The sequence below is a fragment of the Rhizobium sp. RSm-3 genome (genome assembly GCF_001854685.1).
In the GTDB taxonomy this organism is placed as follows: Bacteria; Pseudomonadota; Alphaproteobacteria; order Rhizobiales; family Rhizobiaceae; genus Rhizobium; species Rhizobium ecuadorense.
Map to the genome: position 1 here is coordinate 66,287 of NZ_MAWZ01000009.1, position 18,834 is coordinate 85,120.

The following is an 18,834-nucleotide window of genomic DNA, read 5'->3' on the forward strand; positions in this document are numbered from 1 at the left end:
CGGGCGTGATTGCTCCGCTCGTGCACTTCCGGGGCCTCCGGCTCGGACTTCGATCCTGCGGCAAATCGTGAATGGCCGCATGAACCTCATCAACGCATGATCCGCAGTCTATGCGTTGAAACCTCGATCGACACACGGTGCGGATGAAGCCGCAAAGGAGTTGCGATGACGGTTCAGGGACTTTTTTCCGCCAGAGCCAATGCGGCGGCGCAGATTTCGGCCGTGCCGCGGATTGCCATCGTCGGACGCGGTTTTTCCGGGATGATGACGGCGATTGCGCTGATGAAGACGGTGCGTGCGCCCTTCCATCTGCAGCTGTTCGATCCGAATTCCTCGGTCAGCGGCGGCCAGGCGCTGGCCTCGGTCCGCTCTTCGACGATCCTCAATACCCGTGTGCGCGATCTCTCGGTCGCGGTCGGCGACAGCGACGATTTCAACGACTGGCTCTGCAGCAATACAGCCTTCCGCGCCGCCGTGCCGGCCGCCATACCCGGTTTCCGGCAGATCTTCGTGCCGAAGGAAATCTTCAGCGATTATGTCTACCAGCGCTTTTCCGAAGCGCTGGCCGCGCGCAGAGACATCACGGTCCAGGTCTGCAACGATCCGGTGGTGGCGATCCGCAGGAGCCACGGCAACCGCTTCCTGCTCGAAAGCGCCAATCCCGCCAATCCGCTGTTCGATACCGTGATGCTAGCCACCGGCTATGGCCTGAACGATCAGGGCGCCGGCGGCGAGGAGGCTTCGCCGGTCAGGGCGCAGCGGCTGGTGGCAAGGCCGCATGCGGTTCTGCTCGGCAGCGGCATCCGCGTCGTCGACCAGTTGCTGCAGCTGCGCGATGCCGGTTATGCCGGCCAGGTGACGATCATCTCCAGGCGCGGCTTCCTGCCGCAGAGCCATACGCCGAATTCCGCCGATCCGGTGTTTCCGGCCGCAGCGTTGCCGGAGAGCCTGCCCGAGATCGTCCGCTTCATCCGTCAGGCTTGCCGCGAGGCCGAGGAAGAGGGCAGAAGCTGGCAATCGGTGATGAACGGCCTGAGGAAACACGCTCGCTCGCTCTGGCGTTCGCTGCCGGCGCGCCACAAACACCAGTTCAACCGGCATCTGAGAGCAATCTACGACAGCCACCGCAACCGCCTGCCGGAGGCCATGCACCTGCGCCTGAAACGCGAGCTTGCCGAAGGCCGCACGGTGCTGCGCCGCGGCCGGGCCGGGCGCCGTGGCCTCAGCGGCCTGTTCTTCACGCCGGCCGGTTCCTCCACCGAAGAGGTCATCCATGCCGAACGCGTCATCGATTGCCGTTGTCAGGCGCCGGATCTTTCGGCGCCGCTGATCGGAAGCCTGTTTTCCGCCGGCCTCGCCATGCCCGACGAACTCTCGCTGGGGCTGGCGGTCAATGCGCGCGGCGAGCCCTTCCTGGAGGACGGCTCAACCGTTGCCGGGCTTTTTGCCGTCGGCCCGCTCGGCCTCGGCAGCCTTCCCGATATCGATCTGGTGCCGGAGATTGTCTCGCAGGCCTATGCCGCTGCCGAGCGGGTGGGCGCGCAGTTCTATCCGCAGGTCAGGGCAGTCTGAAAATTTGAGGCCGCTTCGGAACCATCCGCCTGCCGCGGCGTTATCAAGCGCTGGCGAGTAAGAGGGGCCGATGGAAGCGCTGAATCGACAAGATACGTCCCTAAACGAAGAGGGACGCTTTCGCCTTTTGGTCGATGCCATCACCGACTACGCCATCTATATGCTCAGCCCTGAAGGCATCGTCACCAGCTGGAATACCGGTGCGCAGCGGTTCAAAGGCTACAAGCCGTCGGAAATTCTCGGTGAGCATTTTTCCCGTTTTTACTCGGAAGAGGACCGCGCCGCGGGAATTCCGGAGCGCGCGCTCGCAACCGCCAAGGAGCAGGGCCGGTTCGAGGGCGAGGGCTGGCGTCAGCGCAAGGATGGAACCCGCTTCTGGGCGCATGTGATCATCGACCCGATCCGCCGTCCCTCCGGCGAACTCATCGGCTATGCCAAGATCACCCGGGACCTGACCGAACGCAGAGCGGCCGAAAAGGCGATCCGCCAGAGTGAGGAACAATTCCGCCGGCTGGTCCAGGGCGTTTCGGATTATGCGATCTACATGCTCGATCCCGACGGCAATGTCAGCAGCTGGAATTTCGGCGCCGAGCGCATCAAGGGCTATCGGCCCGATGAAATCATCGGCCGGCATTTCTCGACCTTCTATACCCCGGAGGACCGTGAAGCCGGCGTACCGGAGATGGCGCTCGGCATCGCGCGCGCCGAAGGCCGGTTCGAGCGGGAAGGCTGGCGCGTCCGCAAGGACGGCACCCGCTTCTGGGCCAGCATCGTCATCGACGTCATCCGCGACGATGAAGGCGGTGTGCTGGGTTTTGCCAAGATCACCCGCGATATTACCGAGAAGATGGAGACCCAGCGGGCGCTGGAGCAGGCCCGCGAAGAGCTGTTCCAATCGCAGAAGATGGAGGCGATCGGCCAATTGACCGGCGGCATCGCCCATGATTTCAACAATCTGCTGATGGCCGTGCTCGGCAGTCTGGAAATCCTGAAGAAACGCATGCCGCAGGATCTGTCGCTGACATCGCTTGTCGATAACGCCATGCAGGGGGCCCAGCGGGGCGCGGCGTTGACGCAGCGCATGCTGGCCTTTTCCCGCCGGCAGGAACTGCACATCGAGCCGATCGACGTTTCCGGCCTGATGCGCGGCATGATGGATATGCTGAGCCGGTCGCTCGGCCCCCTCACCAGGATCGAGACCTCTTTCCCGGTCAGGCTGCCGACGATCCTGACCGATCCGAACCAGCTGGAGATGGCGATCCTGAACCTCGTGGTCAACGCCCGCGACGCCATGCCTTCCGGCGGCCGGATCGTGCTTCGCGCGTCGGAGGAAACCGCGCCGTCAGGCAAGGGTCCGCTGCCGCATGGCCGCTATGTGAGAATCGCGGTGATCGATGAAGGCGAGGGCATGGATGCAAAGACGATGGAGCAGGCAATCACGCCGTTCTTCACCACCAAGGGTGTCGGCAAGGGCACCGGTCTCGGCCTTTCGATGGTTCAGGGCCTTGCCTCCCAGTCCGGCGGCCGCCTGATGCTGAAGAGCCGCCTTGGCGAAGGCACGACGGCTGAGTTGTGGTTCCCGGTCGTCAATGTCAAGCAGGCGGTGCAGGTCGCGGCCGACCTGCCGCAACGCGCGGAAAATGCGCCGCGCGGGCTGCGCATCGTCGCCGTCGATGACGATGGTCTGGTGCTGATGAATACGACGCTAATGCTGGAGGATCTCGGTCACACCGTGTTCGAGGCGATGGCAGGTCCCGAGGCGCTCGAGATCCTGCGCAGGCAGCCGGTCGATCTGGTGATTTGCGACCATGCCATGCCGCGCATGACAGGTGCCGAGCTCGCCAAGGTGATCCGCGGGGAATGGCCTGAAATGCCGATCATTCTCGCAACCGGTTACGCCGAACTCCCCGAAGGCACCGGCATCGCCAATCTGCCCCGCCTCGGCAAGCCCTTCTCGCAGGCGCAGCTCGCCGATGCGATCAGCCGGGTCGCTTCTTAGAGCAAATCCAGGAAAAGAGTGAAACGGTTTTCCGTCCGGAATTGCGTAAAACAAAAAGCTGGGGCGGCGGCGCTAGGCCAGACGCTTCTCGTCGCCATTATCCTGGATGACGGCGCGGTCAGTCCCGGCCGTGGATGAAGCGGCGCCGCTCTGGAGACGCTTTTCGGTGTCTTGCAGGTCAAGGATCGCGCGTTCGATCTGCTCAGCCGGAGTTTCGACGCGCTGCCGATGACGCTGCCACAAGCCGACGAGCAGGCGTCGGCTCGGGACTTCGATCGTCTCGTGCAGGAACCATGCTCCCCCCACCGCAACGAACAGGGCTACCGCGATGAGCGCCGGTTCCGGCATCACAGTTTCAAAAGTCCGATGCACCAGGAACATTATCGGGACGTGGAAAAGATAGAGTGAGAAGCTGATCGTCCCGAGAAATCTCGTCGGTGCAGCTGCCAGGACATTTGCCGCGATGGGAGGTTGGCGAGCGACGAGCGCCACGATGACGGCTGCGGCGACCGCGCTTTGCAGGCTCCAGAATTCGGGGGAAAAACCAGGCGCGAGATTCCTGTAGGTGAAGAACACCACCAGAAGGAACAGCGTCAAAATTCCCGTGAGCGCGGATGGCGTCCATTTATCCCAGTAGGAATGCATCTTCCCGGCAAGTGCGCCGAAAAGAAAGTAAGGAAGCTTGGAAACGAGCATGATTCCAGGTCCTGGCAATTCAAGCAGACCATCCACCACGACGACCACTGCGAAACCGACGATCACCCCGCTGTAGCGCTGCGGGCGGGCCAGGCAAAGCCACAGGATCGGGAAGAGCAGGTAGAATTGAATTTCGGGTGGAATTGACCAGAAAACCCCGCTCGAGCCCAGAAGAAAGACGTGTCGCACAAAGTCCGTGCCGCCGATGATGGGCTGAATGAAGTCCAGATTTGCTATGCCGGACAGCATCGCCACGAGCAGAACGGCCGTGAGATAAACCGGATAGATGCGGGCAAAGCGGCTCGCCAGAAAATCCAGGACGCTTTCTCTGGTCACCGGCCGTGAACCGTAGAGATGGGCCATCAGAAAGCCGCTGAGAGCAAAAAACAAGCCGACGGCTTCGCTGCCCATGGTCATGAGATGCAGGGACGCATTCGGAAAGATAAGTCCGAGATGGGCTTGAACGACCAGCAGCGCGGCGGTACCGCGCAGGCCATCGAGACTGGGAATGTAATCCGGCCGGTTCATGTGCAGCTTTTTCTAGTCTGTTCCGGTCAGAAATATCGGACATCGCTTTACACGATATTAATCCGGTTGCGCTGAAGCCAGCCGGCGCAACCAATTGCCGGGCCGACTATTCCCGGCGGCCTCTTCCGATCTCGCCGCGAAGGATGAATGCCAGCAAGGCGATCGCCATCGCGGCCAGCCCGTACCAGGTGAGCGCATAGACGAGATGGTTATTGGGGAAATGGATGATGGTCAGGCCGCCGACCGGCAGGCCGCCCGGATTGGCGGTCGCATCGGTATCGATGAAATAGGGCGCGACCGCACCGATGCCGCGCTTTTCAGCGATCGCCGCGACATCGCGCGAATACCAGCGGTCGGCGGCGGCGTCGTTGGATTGCAGCAGCGATCCCTTCGGCTCGGTCATCCGCATGAGGCCGGTGATCTCGACCGGACCCGACAATTCGCCCGCGCGGCGGGTGGCCGGATCGCGCCTGTCGATCGGCACAAAGCCGCGATTGACGAGAATGGCCGTGCCGTCGGCAAGGATGAGCGGCGTCATCACCCAATAACCCGGACCGAGCACCGTGGAGGCGTAGACCAGCGTTTCCTTGTCGTTCGCCAGCGTCCCGGCTGCGGTCACCCGGCGATATTCGTCATCGGCGGCACTGACCTTGCCCCAATCGGCCTGCGCCGGTGCCGACACTGCTGCGGCATGCACACGCTCATCGACACGGGCGATGAGGTCGCGCTTCCAGGCAAGCCGCTGCACCTGCCAGGTGCCGAGGGCCGCGAGAGCTGTGGCAAGCAGCGCCAGGCAGACGCAGAAGATGATGCGTTTTGCCTGAAAAGGCCGCCTTTGCGATTTGTCCGGGAGAGACCCGCTCATAGGCTGACCCGATGCCGGCGGCGCTGCCGCCGGCGCTCGGTGACGATCACGGCATGTTCTTCATCATCTCGGGGCTCATCGGCATCATGTTGCTGTTGAGATGATGCATGACCCAGAGCGAACCGGAGAGCGCGATGGCGACGATGATGATGGTGAAGATCAGCGCCATCATCGTCCAGCCGCCCTCGCTGCGCGGGTTCATGTGCAGGAAGAAGACCATATGGACGACGATCTGGATGGCGCCGATGCCCATCACCAGCACCGCCGTCACCAGCGGGCTGGCGAACACGCCGGCCATGACGAGCCAGAAGGGAATGGCGGTCAGGACGACGGAGAGCGCGAAGCCCGTCATATAGCTGCGGAAGGTACCGTGGCCTGCCTGATGACCGTGGCTGTGGCCGTGATGGGCCTCGTGGGCGTCCTCATGTGCGGGTGCTTGCGAACTCATCCGAGAACTCCCAGGAGATAGACGAAGGAAAAGACGCCGATCCAGACGACGTCGAGGAAGTGCCAGAACATCGACAGGCACATCAGCCGGCGGCGGTTGGCTTCGACCAGCCCGTGCATCGACACCTGCACCATCAGCGTGATCAGCCAGATGATGCCGAAGGTGACGTGCAGACCGTGCGTGCCGACCAGCGTGAAGAAGGAGGAGAGGAAGGCGCTGCGCGTCGGCCCGGCGCCTTCGTGGATCAGATGGATGAACTCATAGAGTTCGAGCCCGATGAAAGCTGCGCCGAACAGGCCGGTGACAGCAAGCCAGAACAGCGTCTCCGCCTTGGCGTTGCGCTCCATCTGCAGCATCGCGAAGCCGTAGGTGATCGACGAGAACAGCAGCATCGAGGTGTTGAGGGCGACGATCGGCAGATCGAAGAGATCGGCCGGCGACGGACCGGCGGCATAATTGCGGCCGAGCACGCCGTGGGTGGCAAACAGCACCGCAAAGATCAGGCAGTCGCTCATCAGGTAGAGCCAGAAGCCGAGATTGGTGCTGTTTTCCGGATGATGATCTTCCGTCAGGTAGAATTCAGGCTTTTCGGCCGTGTCGATGGTCTGATCGCTCATGGTCATTACACCTGCTCGGCAAGCAGCGCGGTGCGCTTGCCTTCCGTTTCGGTCACCTCTTCGGCGGGGATGTGGAAGTCGCGTCGGTAATTGAAGGTATGGCCGATCGCGACGACCAGCAGGGCGACGAAGGAGACGACGACCAGCCACCACATGTACCAGATCAGGCCGAAGGCCAGCGCGACGCTGATGCCCGAGAGGATGGCGCCGGTACCGGTGTTCTTCGGCATATGGATCGGCCGGAAGCCCTCCAGCGGACGCGCATAACCCCGGTTCTTCATGTCGTACCAGCTGTCATGATCATGGACGACGGGTGTGAAGGCGAAGTTGTAATCCGGCGGCGGCGAGGCGGTCGACCATTCCAGCGTGCGGCCGTCCCACGGATCGCCGCTGTCGTCGCGCAGTTCCTCGCGCTTCATGAAGCTGACGACGATCTGGATCAGGAAGGCGGCAATGCCGAGCGCAATCAGGCCGACGCCGAAGGCGGCGATGATGAACCAGATCTGCAGCGACGGGTCCTCGAACTGGCTCATGCGGCGGGTGACGCCCATCAGGCCGAGGACGTAGAGCGGCATGAAGGCGAACCAGAAGCCGATCTGCCAGAACCAGAAGCTCAGCTTGCCCCAGAAGGGATCGAGCTTGAAGCCGAAGGCCTTTGGGAACCAGTAGTTCACGCCGGCGAACATGCCGAAGAGAACGCCGCCGATGATGACGTTGTGGAAATGGGCGATGAGGAACAGCGAATTGTGCAGCACGAAGTCGGCCGGCGGCACGGCGAGCATGACGCCGGTCATGCCGCCGATAACGAAGGTCACCATGAAGCCGACCGTCCACAGCATCGGCACCTCAAAGCGGATGCGGCCGCGATACATGGTGAAGAGCCAGTTGAAGATCTTCGCTCCCGTGGGGATCGAGATGATCATCGTGGTGATGCCGAAGAAGGAGTTGACTGAGGCACCCGAGCCCATCGTGAAGAAGTGATGCAGCCAGACGATATAGGACAGGATCATGATCACGCAGGTGGCGTAGACCATGGAGGCGTAGCCGAACAGGCGTTTTCCCGAGAAGGTGGCGACGACTTCGGAGAAGATGCCGAAGGCCGGCAGCACCAGGATGTAAACCTCCGGATGGCCCCAGATCCAGATGAGGTTGATGTACATCATCGGATTGCCGCCGAGGTCGTTGGTGAAGAAGTTGGTGCCGGCGTAGCGATCGAGCGACAACAGAGCGAGCGTTGCGGTCAGGATCGGGAAGGAGGCGACGATCAGCACGTTGGTGCAGAGCGCCGTCCAGGTGAAGACCGGCATCTTCATGAAGGTCATGCCCGGCGCGCGCATCTTGACGATGGTGGCGATCAGATTGATGCCCGAAAGCGTCGTTCCGACACCCGCCACCTGCAGGCCCCAGATATAATAGTCGACGCCGACACCAGGACTGTAGGCTGCGCCCGACAGCGGCGGGTAGGCGAGCCAGCCGGTCTGGGCGAATTCGCCGATGAACAGCGACAGCATGATGATAACAGCGCCGGCGGTGGTCATCCAGAAGGAGAAATTGTTCAAGAAGGGGAAGGAGACGTCGCGCGCGCCGATCTGCAGCGGCACCACGAAATTCATCAGGCCGGTGACGAAGGGCATTGCCACGAAGAAGATCATGATGACGCCGTGGGCGGTGAACACCTGGTCGTAATGGTGCGGCGGCAGATAACCCTCCGAACCGTTGAAGGCGATCGCCTGCTGGGTGCGCATCAGGATGGCGTCGGAGAAGCCGCGCAACAGCATGATGACGGCGAGGATCACATACATGATGCCGATGTTCTTGTGATCGACGCTGCAGATCCAGTCGTTCCAGAGCGGGCCCCAGAACTTGAAATAGGTGATGAGGCCGAGCACCGCGATCGCGCCGATGACGACGCCGATGAAGGTCACGACCAGGATCGGCTCGTGATAGGGGATGGCATCGAGGGTCAACCGGCCGAAGACGAACTTCAGGAGGTCAGGATTGGAAAACATGGAACAACCCGTTCATTATGTCTTGCGACGCAAAGCGCCAGGTTAATTGTTGTTGTTGAGCTGCGCCGGCGCAGGATCGGCGCCGTTGGTCATGCCGGGCATGGAATGGCCGTCATGCTGCATGTCCATGCCCTGCATGCCGGGCATGCCGGGCATGTCGTGCTGCATGCTGTTGCCATCGTTTGACTTGGCCGGTTCGCTGCGCGCCGGAGCGCCCGTTGCCGGCACGGTGGCGGCAGGCGCCACGATGCCTTCGTCGGCATGGCGGTTGTCATATTGCAGCTTGTCGCGATTCTCGGCACTCTCCTTGCCGCCGCCGCCCTTCATGTCGATGTGCATCATCTCGTTCATGCACATTTTGCCCGGCGTGGCGCACATGTTGAGAATGGCGCCGTAGAGATCGGCATCGGCGCCGGCATAGTAGCGCACCGGTTCCTTCTCGCTCGGCTTCTCCAGCTTCAGATAGGTGTCGCGGTTGAGCATCGTGCCTTGCTGCTTGACCTTCGCCACCCAGGCGTCGAAGCCTTCGCGGGTAAGACCGTGGAACTTGAAGCGCATATGCGAGAAGCCCGCGCCGCTGTAATTGGCGGAGAAGCCCTCATACTCGCCTTCCCTATTGATGACGGCGTGCAGCTTGGTCTCCATGCCCGGCATGGCGTAGATCTGGCCGGCAAGGGCGGGGATATAGAAGGAGTTCATCACCGAGGAGGCGGTGATCTTGAAATTGATCGGCATATCCACCGGGGCGGCGAGCTCGTTGACCGTGGCGATGCCGAGTTCGGGATAGAAGAACAGCCACTTCCAGTCGAGCGCCACGACCTCGACGGTCAGCGGCTTGGTATCGGCCGGAATGGCGCGCTCCGCATCGAGGCGATCGAGCGGCCGGTAGGGATCGAGCTTATGGGTGGAAATCCAGGTCACGGCGCCGAGCGCGATGATGATCGCCAGGGGTGCAGCCCAGATGATGATTTCGAGGCGGGTCGAATGGTGCCATTCCGGCGCATAGGTTGCGGCCGTGTTGGAGTGGCGGTAGCGCCAGGCGAAGAGCAGCGTCAGGAAGATCACCGGGATGATGATCAGAAGCATCAGCACCGTCGAGATGACGATGAGATCGCGCTGTTGCACGGCGATGTCGCCGGACGGCGCCATGACCACCATGTTGCATCCTGCCAGGAAAAGCAGCGGCAAGACGGATAGAAGGCGGGAAAACTTCATGAGTTTTGGCACGTCTCTAAGCTCTTGTTGTTTCGTTTGTCTCGCGACTAAAGCACTGAACCTGATCGCGACATGAGGCCTTTGGTCGCAGTGCAGCAAGCATGCCGCACTGCGGCGTAAATCATGGTGTGCTATAGCGTTGAAATCCTGATGAAATCCAGAAGGATTTTTCGCCGGCGCATGTTTCAGTCCAATATATCCCCAACAACCGGCCAAGCCAGCATTTGCAGGGGAAAATCACCGTTCGGGTCACGCAATTTTTCCTTTGCACGCTTCATTTGCGCCGTGATGATCAACTATTTCAGTCTTACGGACTTGATAAGCCTGCGGGTTTGATCAAGATCACGCTTGGGGCGCCTTGCCGGAAGCGCCTTAACGAGGAGGCGTTTATGGCAACAACATCGCATTACGGGCCGTCATCATCGTCGCTGGAACGCGACGCGCGGCGTATTCACGACGACAAACCGGTTTCGCCTGGCAGCATCGCCGTCGGCGTGGTCATCGGCCGCATGTCGGAATTCTTCGATTTCTTCGTCTATGGCCTCGCCTCGGTCCTGGTCTTCCCACAGCTGGTCTTCCCCTTCGCGCCGGACAGGCTGACGGCGACACTCTATTCCTTCGCCATCTTTTCGCTCGCCTTCCTTGCCCGCCCGGTCGGCTCGGTCGTCTTCATGACCATCGACCGGATGTATGGGCGCGGCACCAAGCTGACGATCGCGCTCTTCCTGCTCGGCGGCTCCACGGCCTCGATCGCCTTCCTGCCGGGTTATGAGGAGATCGGCGTCTGGTCGATCGCACTCTTGGCGCTCTTCCGCCTCGGCCAGGGTTTTGCGCTCGGCGGCGCCTGGGACGGGCTTGCCTCGCTGCTGGCGCTCAATGCGCCGGCCAATCGCCGCGGCTGGTATGCGATGATCCCGCAGCTCGGCGCGCCGATCGGCTTTGCGCTGGCAAGCACGCTGTTCGGTTATTTCGTCGCCAATCTTTCCAGTGAGGATTTCCTTTCCTGGGGCTGGCGTTACCCCTTCTTCGTCGCCTTCGCGATCAACGTCGTGGCGCTGTTTGCGCGTCTGCGGCTGGTGATGACCAAGGAATTCGGCACTCTGCTCGAACAGCACGAGCTGGAGGCAGCACCTATCCTCGACGTGCTGCGCGTTCACGGCCGCGATATCCTGATCGGCGCCTTCGTGCCGCTCGCAAGCTTTGCCATGTTCCACCTCGTCACCATCTTCCCGCTCGGCTGGATGAGCCTTTACGGCAACCAGCCGATCGGCGCCTTCATGGTGGTGCAGGTGGTCGGCGCCATGGTCGGCATCCTCACGATCATCGCCTCGGGCCTGATCGCCGACCGCATCGGCCGGCGCGCCCAGCTTGCCATCTGCGCCGTCCTGATCGCCGTCTTCAGCTTCGTCGGGCCAATCCTGATCGCCTCCGGCAACAGCGGCCACGACGCTTTCGTCATCATCGGTTTCGGCGTGCTCGGCCTGTCCTTCGGCCAGGCGACCGGCTCGATCTCGTCGCGCTTCGGCCGCGGCTATCGCTACACCGGCGCCGCCTTCACCTCGGACCTCGCCTGGCTGATCGGCGCGGGCTTCGCGCCGCTGGTGGCGCTCAGCCTCTCCAGCCGCTTCGGCCTGACCTTCGTCGGCTACTACCTGCTCTCCGGCGCGATCTGCACCCTGGCCGCACTCGCCTTCAGCAGGGCGCTGGAACAGCGGGAATAGAGATAGGTTTGCCCCCGCAGCCGGTATCGGAAGTGCAGGCTGCGGGCTCGGGTTGCTGATAAACTTCACTCTTTACTCCGCGTCATCCTCGGCCTTGTGCCGAGGATCTGCTGAGCCGGTTGCAGATGCTCGGGACAAGCCCGAGCATGACGGAAGAGGACTTGGCCCGGCTTTGCGTCAGCAGTCTGAGCCTCTGCAGGAAACCATTCGAACTGCGCAATTCAATTATTGAACGCATTGCAGTCTATAATTAATTGCATATGATATCCGCGATCAGCGAGGATATGCCATGGCCGCGGAAACCATCGATCATTCGACACTTTCCCGCCTTGTCGATGCAGGCGCGGTCGATGCCGCGCATGTCATCGGCAAGACCGGCGGCTGGTCCATTGTCATCCGCTACGGCAAATCAGAGCGCCCGCTCGCCGCCCAGCGCAGCCGGCAGGTGCGTGTGTTCAAGCGCATGGATACGCTGGTGTCCTATCTCAAGGATATCGGCATCTCGCAGTTCGATGTCGATGCGGCCGATTACGTTCCCGAGACGGCATCGCGGCCGGATCGGGCCGCCGCTTTGCGTCGGACCCATGAGGCGGCGGAATACGACAAATGGTTCCGCGAACAGGTCGAGGAAGCGATCCGGGAAGCCGATGATCCGAACGCGGTCTGGATCCCGCACGAAGTCGTCAAGGAAGAGATGGCGCGCGAACGGGCGGAACTGTTGGCGCGGCTTAAGGGCGAGAGCAAGTGAAGCTCGTCTGGCGTGCGAAAGCTGCATCCGATCGCAAAAGAGCCATTCAGTTTATCGCCGACCAGAATGTCGGCGCCGCGATAAGCCAACTTGATGAGATCGAGCGTCAGACCGATTTGCTCATCGATCAGCCGGAGATCGGCCGGCCCGGACGAATCGATGGAACGCGCGAACTGGTCATTTCACGCACATCTTTTATCGTGATCTATCGTGTCCGCCAAAAACTCGAACAGGTGGAAATATTGCGCCTCGTCCATGGTGCGCAAAAATGGCCGCCGAAATCTTGATCTGATACCTGCCCGAAAGCATGAACCATCATGCGCCTTTCTAATAGCTGATTGCTGGGAAGCTCCATAGTGATAGTCCGTTCAGAGTGGATGCCCTCCATCCGTGAAATCGATGAAGAGACGGCCATTTGCGCGATCGGCGACGTTCATGGACGCGCTGATCTTCTGAGAGAGATGCATCTCGGTATTGCGCACGAATTTCACCTCATTTCTCCGGGTGCTGCTCATTGCATCCATCTGGGCGATCTGATCGACCGGGGGCCGGAAAGCGTGCGGTCGCTGAGATTAGCCATGCAGGGCATCCCCGGTGCGACCAACTGCACCCTCATTGGAAATCATGAACATCGATTGCTTCAGTTGCTTCGCGCACCTGACGCCAAGATGATGGATCGTTGGCTGGCGAATGGCGGTACCGAATTCTTTGAGGAACTCGGCGTTGACCCTCGCGGCCGATGGGAAGAGAGGGTGTCGGAGCTTCTAGGCGGCGATATGATTGAGTGGCTGCATTCGTTGTCTCTGAAGGTGCAGATCGGAAAACTACTTTTCGTCCATGCGGGCATCGATGCAGAGGTTCCGATCGATCGTCAGACCGCAGAAACTCTTGCGTGGATTCGCGAGCCTTGGCTTTCTTCGAAGGGGCCATATGAAGATGGGCTGGCCATCATACATGGTCACACGCCCATCGCCGATGTCGTTCTCAGCAACCAGCACAGGATCAACCTGGATAGCGGGGCTTGCGAAACAGGTGTTTTGAGCGCGCTTCTGATCCATGGCGGTCGAATGAAGCTCTTTCAGACCGGTTGAAACGCCCGCGAAATCCTCCGGACATCCATGATGTTTACAGCCCGTTCGGTCTTCGTATGGGCTGCCGAGCAATTCTGGTTCAGCGACTCTACTGCGCCATCTGCGGCTGCTTCGCCGCCCGTGCTGCGGTCAGTTCCGCTGTCGTGTGGTTCAGGCGGTCGGCGAGCACGCGCATGATTTCGACGGCCATTTCGGGGAAGTCGCTGAGCAGCTTGAGGAAGTGCTCCTTGCTGATGCGCAGCACTTCGAGCGGCGAGGTGGCGCGCACCGTGGCCGTGCGCGAGACATCGCAGAGGATGGCGATTTCGCCGACGATGGAATTGAGCTCGACATCGGCGACCTTGATCTCGCCGGCCGGCGAAGAGACGATGATGTCGGCGCTGCCGGAGAGGATGACATAGGCGGCGTCGCCGACATCGCCCTGGTGGAAAAGATCCTGGCCGGCCTTGTAGGTCATGCGATCGGAGGTGAAGGCCAAAAGCTTGAGCTTGGCCGGCGCAATCCTCGAAAAGATCGGCACCCGGCGCAGCATTTCGACTTCGTCTCTCAACAGCATGAGCGTTTCAATCCCCTGACGCAGGGTTCTTGGAACCAGGCGCCTTCAATTCCGGGCGTCCCCCCGGGAACACCTACCATAATCGCCGCCGCAATAGAATATTACGATAACAGTTCCTTGAACATCCCGTTTTTCTCGGAAAGTTCCGGATAGTTTCCGGCTTCCGCCAGCCCGCCGCGGTCGAAGAGCAGGATCCGGTCGAACATCTCGGCGAGCCGCGCATTGGAGAGCACCCAGATGATCGCCGGCCGCTTGCCCTCTTCGTGCAGGTCTTCGACGATGTTGCGGGTGATCTGATCCTGAACGCGCTGGTCGAGCGCCGACAGCGGCCGGTTGAAGATGAAATAGTCCGAGCGTTTCAGCAGCGCGCGGGCGAGATTCAGCTTCTGCCGCTGCACCATGGTCAGCCGCTTGCCGCCGGAGCCGACGTCGAATTCCAGCCCGATCGACAGCACGTCGTCATAAAGATCGAGCGCGTCGAAGAGTTCGCCCATGATGGCGCGGATGCGGTCGGAGGCGTCGGCCTGCTGATAGGCGATGCGGCCGAAGAGCACGTTGTCCATCAGGCTTGCCGATGGGGTGAAACGCTCGGCATCGTAGCGCTCGATCAGCTCGGCGAGATCGGCCGGGATATGCTCGTGGAACTGCTTGCGGGCGCTGACGATCTTGTCCATCAGCTCGTCGGTCAGCAGGCCGAAGCGGTGGCGCGGCTCGATATAGGCGAAGCTCAGCCGGATGATGGCCGAACGTTCCTCGGGAGTGGCGTCCTCGAAGCGGCGGCTTTGCAGCTTCTGCAGCAGCGCCTGGTAGGTCGGAATGTCGTCCGCCGTCATGAAGGTCAGCTGCTGGAAGAAGGGATGGTCCGGCGGCAGATCATGGAAGAGTTCGACGGCGTTCTCGGCAATCTCCAGGCCCATGGCGTAGAGATCGGTGCTCAGGCCCGTCTCGCGGAACAACTGCTGGAAATAGGGATGGGCGGCCAGCCGGCGATTGGTCATCAGCGGCCGCTTCATCGTGCCGAACAGCAGGTTTTCGCCGACCGTCGCCTGGGCGTTATAGGCGTCGAAATCGAACGGCACGACGATGCCGTCGAGCCCCTCGTCACGCAGCCGGTCCCGCAACGAGGCGCGCAGGGCGACGACGTGGTCGCTGACGGCCACATGCACGTCGGTGTTGACGTTCGAGCGTAGCGCCAGATCGAGAATGTCCTGCGAGATCAGCACGGCGTCGAGCACCGGGCGGATGGCTTTCAGCAGATCTTCAGGCCCGCTGGCGCCGGCCGCCTGATAATCCACCCAGTCGCTGTTGAGGTCGAGCGTTGGATTGCCGGCCTTTACCGCCTCGACGGAATGCCATTTATATTCGAGCGCCTGCTTCTCGTCATAGACGGGATCGGTCATCGGCGCGTGTTTGAGGCCGTAGAGCAGATTGCTGGCGAGCGAGCCGTGGAAGAAGAAGGTGTCGGCCGAGGCATAGGAGATGCGCCGGCCGGTGATCGATTCCGGCAGGTCCAGGAGGTCGCGCCCGTCGATGGTGATGCGGCCGGAGTCCGGCCAGACCATACGGCCGAGCGCTTCCGCGAAGGCTTCGGCGCCGCTGCCGTTCGGGCCGACGATCGCCACCGTCTCGTTCGGCTTGATCTCGACGGAGACGTGCTCGACGAGGCGGGCGCCGCTGTCGTCGGACAGTGAAAGATTGGTGACGACGAGCGCGCTGGTCAGCGCGCCGACGGGGGCGGTCGCCAGTTCCTGGATGCGGCTGTCGATCAGCGGCTCGACGTTGAACTGCTCGTAGACCTGCTGGTACTTCACCTGCACGTCCTGGCGCATCTGGTCCCAGTCGATCAGTTCCTTCAGCGGCCCGGGCAGGTCCTTATAGGCCGATATGACGGCAACCAACTGGCCGATGTCGAGCCGGCCCTGCAATGCCAGATAACCGCCGATCGCATAGAACAGGAAGGGCGTGACCTGGGCGAGGAAGTTGTTGATGAACTTCACCAGGAACTTCCACTGGTAAAGGTCGTAGCGGATCGAGAAGATCCGGCCGAGCCGCGAGGCGATGTCGGCGCGTTCGAGGTTGGATGTGTCGTTGCCGTGGATCGTACCGATGCCGTCGACGATTTCGCCGACGCGGCCGGAAAGTTCGCGCGCCGTCAGCTGCCGCTGGCGGCCAAGGTCCAGCAGCCGCTTGCGCATGCGGGGAATGACGACGGCCTGGACGCCGACGATGCCGGCGGCGATCATGCCGAGCCAGAAATTCTGGACGATGATAAAGGCGAGCGCCGTGATCGCCTGGCCGCCGAGAAGGGCAGGCGAGACGAAGGCGTCACCGGTGAAGCCGCCCATCGGCTCCACTTCGTCCTTGATCATCGTGGCGATCTCGGCCGATTTCACCCGCTTGAAGTGAATGGGCGGAAAACGCAAGACCCGGTCGATCAGTTCGAAGCGGATGCGCCGCAGCATGCGCTCGCCGAGCCGGCCCTTATAGGTGTTGATATAGAACTTGAAGAGGCCGTTCAGCACCACCAGCGCCAGAAACACCAGGCTGAGGGCCATCAGCATCTGGAAGCGGTTGAGCTGCAAGCCTTGAAAGAATTCGACATGGCCGATCAGCGGGATGTCGTAGGCAATGTGCATGAAGGTCTGCCTGGCGCCTGGACCTTCGAAACCGTCGCCCTGGATCGGTCCGTTGACGATCTGCTTCGGCAGATCGAAGGACAGGAAGTAGGGCACCATCGAGGCGGCGACGACGGCCAGAATCCACAGCTGCTGCAGCCGCGTGTTCTTCCAGATGTAGCGGGCGAGGCTTTTTTCCATGGCTAACCGTCAGCGTGCTGGGAAATTCCGGGGGCCGGGATGGGGAGGAATTCTGAGAACAGGATCATGCAGCCGGACCGCCGATATTGCAATGAATACAAGGCGAAGCGACCGGCTGCAGAAAGGCCGATTCTCGCCGGAACTTTGCTTATATCACAGGAATTTTGGATTACAGCGCCGCGCGTCCGAAAAGACGCGCAAAGGAGGTTGTAGGGCTTGCAATTGCTGGATAATTTTATCCGTAAACAGGTCCGTAATCATGCCGGGATCGGCCTGCGAGCAAAGAAACCCCCGGAAAAATCCGGGGGCCGGTCATTGGTCCGGGCGGTCAGGTTCACGCCGCGACGTCGCGAAGCATGGTATTTGGATCGGCATGGCTCATCGCTTCCGCGATCATATCGGCATCCTCATCGCCGATGCCGAACAAACCGAAGCGGAGCTGATAGCCCCAATTGGGGCCGACCCGGGTGAAGGCGAGCCGGCCGAGCAGCGACCGGATCGAGGTTTCCTGCGCAGGCTGCCAGTCGACATCCCGCCGCCAGGGCCTGAAACCGCTTTCCATCTCCACCTGATAAGGCGTGCCGTCGCGTGCCACGCCGATCGCGGTGAAAGCCTGCAGGCGGTCCTTGCCGCCAAAGGCGACGCTGGGCGAATAATAGATCACACGATCCCCAGGCGTGATCCGCCTGAGGGGTGATGCCTTGCCGTGACAGACCTGCATGAAGCCGGCTCGACGGCCGATGCGGACATGCTCTGCCGAAGCGACGGCGATCCAGGCTTTGGCCATGGCTCAAATCTCCTCGGCCACGGTGTAGACGCGCAGGCGATGCCCATCGGGATCGGCGGCGACGAAGCTGCGGCCGAAATCGAGATCGGTCGGCGCCATGACGATATTCGCGCCCTTGGCCTGCCAGTCGGCGTGGGTCGCATCGACCATGTCGGTGGCGGCGACCTTGAACCCAATCTCGGAGCCGCCGCCTGTCGCAGCCGGCGTGGGCTCGACGCCCGCCTTGCCCCAGAGACCGAGCCCCAGGCCGGAGGGCAGGATGAACATGGCGAAGGTCTCGCTCGCTTCCACGGGCTCTTTGCCGAGCAGCTTGGTGTAGAAGCGGGCGCTCGCCGGCGCGTCGGTCACGTAGAGAAGAATGCTGTTGCTGGCAGTCATAAGGATCTCCTGTTGTTTCATTGGACAGCAGAAGCTTATGACCTGATACTGCCAAATTCTGGCAGTATCATCCGTCTCGATGCGATATTCCCTGGATCTGCCGCCATTGTTTCAGCAGCGCCTGCCGGCGCTTGGGATAACGTGCGTCGAGCACTTGCGCATGAACGATGCGATCCGTGCGAAACGAGCGGAAATCCTGGCGGAGTTCGCACCAGCCGAGGAGGAGGCGCACCTGGTCGAAAAAGGCGAGCGCGAAGGGCCACACCACGCGCTCCGACGCCACGCCGGCGCCGTCGCTATAGGAGAGCGAAAGTTTGCGTTCGGTGCGGATCGCCTTGCGCAGCAGGGCCGGATCGACCTGATCGACAGGGATTTTGACGCCAGGGCCTACCAGAAGGGCTGAGGCATCCAGTGCGTCGCGCAATTCGGGCGGCAGCACGGCGGCGATCCGCGCCAGCGCATTGCGCGCCGCATCGCGTAAGTGATCGTCCCCTCTGTCCGCCACCCATCGGGAGCCGAGCACGAGCGCTTCGATTTCCTCAGGCGGAAACATCAGCGGCGGCAGCAGAAATCCCGGTTTCAGGACATAACCGACGCCCGGTTCGCCCTCGATCGCCGCGCCCTGGGCTTGAAGGCTGGCGATATCCCGGTAGAGGGTGCGGATACTGACGCCGATCTCGTCGGCCAGCACCCCGCCACTGACCGGCCGGCGGTGGCGGCGCAATACCTGGAGAAGGTCGAGGAGGCGTTCGGAACGGGACATGCGGTAAGCTTATACAGGCTTGCTG

General features: G+C 61.7%; 17 protein-coding genes. 6 read left to right on the forward strand and 11 right to left on the reverse strand.

The genetic code is table 11. The annotated features are described in order from the left end of the window. The first annotated feature begins 165 nt into the window (after positions 1-165). Together BBJ66_RS11500 and BBJ66_RS11505 are read left to right on the forward strand one after the other, a co-directional pair. Positions 166-1,572 (forward strand): FAD/NAD(P)-binding protein, encoded by a 1,407-nt coding sequence (locus tag BBJ66_RS11500; RefSeq protein ID WP_071087064.1) that lies wholly within the window; start codon positions 166-168, stop codon positions 1,570-1,572. Between the two features lie 70 nt (positions 1,573-1,642). Next, a complete protein-coding gene (locus BBJ66_RS11505) occupies positions 1,643-3,571 on the forward strand; it encodes a hybrid sensor histidine kinase/response regulator (RefSeq protein WP_049735259.1) in 1,929 nt (642 codons plus the stop codon). Positions 3,572-3,643: 72 nt separating this feature from the next. Here BBJ66_RS11505 and BBJ66_RS11510 read toward each other — a convergent pair whose 3' ends face one another. The 6 genes from BBJ66_RS11510 to cyoA form a co-directional block, all read right to left on the reverse strand. Beyond that, positions 3,644-4,795 (reverse strand): acyltransferase family protein, encoded by a 1,152-nt coding sequence (locus tag BBJ66_RS11510; RefSeq protein WP_071087066.1) that lies wholly within the window; start codon positions 4,793-4,795, stop codon positions 3,644-3,646. Positions 4,796-4,901: 106 nt separating this feature from the next. Then, positions 4,902-5,660 carry an SURF1 family protein gene (locus BBJ66_RS11515; RefSeq protein ID WP_071087067.1) on the reverse strand — a complete coding sequence of 253 codons (759 nt, stop codon included), beginning with the start codon at positions 5,658-5,660 and terminating at the stop codon, positions 4,902-4,904. Between the two features lie 46 nt (positions 5,661-5,706). After that, a complete protein-coding gene (gene cyoD, locus BBJ66_RS11520; protein WP_071087069.1) occupies positions 5,707-6,108 on the reverse strand; it encodes a cytochrome o ubiquinol oxidase subunit IV in 402 nt (133 codons plus the stop codon). Next, positions 6,105-6,725, reverse strand: a complete 621-nt coding sequence (gene cyoC / locus BBJ66_RS11525) for a cytochrome o ubiquinol oxidase subunit III (RefSeq protein ID WP_049735264.1) — start codon at positions 6,723-6,725, stop codon at positions 6,105-6,107. Before cyoC ends, cyoD begins: the two co-directional genes overlap by 4 nt. 5 nt (positions 6,726-6,730) lie before the next feature. Beyond that, the gene (gene cyoB / locus BBJ66_RS11530) at positions 6,731-8,734 is read right to left on the reverse strand and encodes a cytochrome o ubiquinol oxidase subunit I (protein ID WP_071087071.1); all 2,004 of its coding nucleotides are present in this window, start codon (positions 8,732-8,734) and stop codon (positions 6,731-6,733) included. A 42-nt stretch (positions 8,735-8,776) separates the two neighbouring features. Further along, entirely contained in the window at positions 8,777-9,961 is a 1,185-nt protein-coding gene (cyoA, locus tag BBJ66_RS11535) for a ubiquinol oxidase subunit II (protein ID WP_071087073.1), read from the reverse strand. Positions 9,962-10,338: 377 nt separating this feature from the next. On the opposite strand from cyoA, the gene BBJ66_RS11540 reads away from it, so the two are divergent. From BBJ66_RS11540 to BBJ66_RS11555, 4 genes are all read left to right on the forward strand, one after another. Next, entirely contained in the window at positions 10,339-11,670 is a 1,332-nt protein-coding gene (locus BBJ66_RS11540; protein ID WP_071087075.1) for an MFS transporter, read from the forward strand. Positions 11,671-11,959: 289 nt separating this feature from the next. Beyond that, the gene (locus BBJ66_RS11545) at positions 11,960-12,418 is read left to right on the forward strand and encodes a hypothetical protein (RefSeq protein WP_071087077.1); all 459 of its coding nucleotides are present in this window, start codon (positions 11,960-11,962) and stop codon (positions 12,416-12,418) included. Continuing rightward, on the forward strand, positions 12,415-12,705 hold the full coding sequence (locus BBJ66_RS11550) for a type II toxin-antitoxin system RelE/ParE family toxin (RefSeq protein WP_071087079.1): 291 nt from the start codon (positions 12,415-12,417) through the stop codon (positions 12,703-12,705). Before BBJ66_RS11545 ends, BBJ66_RS11550 begins: the two co-directional genes overlap by 4 nt. A gap of 69 nt (positions 12,706-12,774) precedes the next feature. Further along, the gene (locus BBJ66_RS11555) at positions 12,775-13,509 is read left to right on the forward strand and encodes a metallophosphoesterase (protein ID WP_244511656.1); all 735 of its coding nucleotides are present in this window, start codon (positions 12,775-12,777) and stop codon (positions 13,507-13,509) included. 88 nt (positions 13,510-13,597) lie between these two features. On the opposite strand, the gene BBJ66_RS11560 is transcribed toward BBJ66_RS11555, so the two are convergent. The 5 genes from BBJ66_RS11560 to BBJ66_RS11580 form a co-directional block, all read right to left on the reverse strand. Further along, positions 13,598-14,065 carry a cyclic nucleotide-binding domain-containing protein gene (locus BBJ66_RS11560; RefSeq protein WP_004679746.1) on the reverse strand — a complete coding sequence of 156 codons (468 nt, stop codon included), beginning with the start codon at positions 14,063-14,065 and terminating at the stop codon, positions 13,598-13,600. Positions 14,066-14,166: 101 nt separating this feature from the next. Continuing rightward, on the reverse strand, positions 14,167-16,881 hold the full coding sequence (locus BBJ66_RS11565) for an ABC transporter ATP-binding protein (protein WP_049736364.1): 2,715 nt from the start codon (positions 16,879-16,881) through the stop codon (positions 14,167-14,169). Between the two features lie 334 nt (positions 16,882-17,215). Further along, entirely contained in the window at positions 17,216-17,668 is a 453-nt protein-coding gene (locus tag BBJ66_RS11570; RefSeq protein WP_071087081.1) for an EVE domain-containing protein, read from the reverse strand. A gap of 3 nt (positions 17,669-17,671) precedes the next feature. Then, positions 17,672-18,046, reverse strand: a complete 375-nt coding sequence (locus tag BBJ66_RS11575; protein WP_071087083.1) for a VOC family protein — start codon at positions 18,044-18,046, stop codon at positions 17,672-17,674. A gap of 67 nt (positions 18,047-18,113) precedes the next feature. Then, positions 18,114-18,809, reverse strand: coding sequence for a helix-turn-helix transcriptional regulator (locus tag BBJ66_RS11580; protein ID WP_071087085.1), 696 nt, complete (start codon positions 18,807-18,809; stop codon positions 18,114-18,116). Positions 18,810-18,834 lie beyond the last annotated feature (25 nt).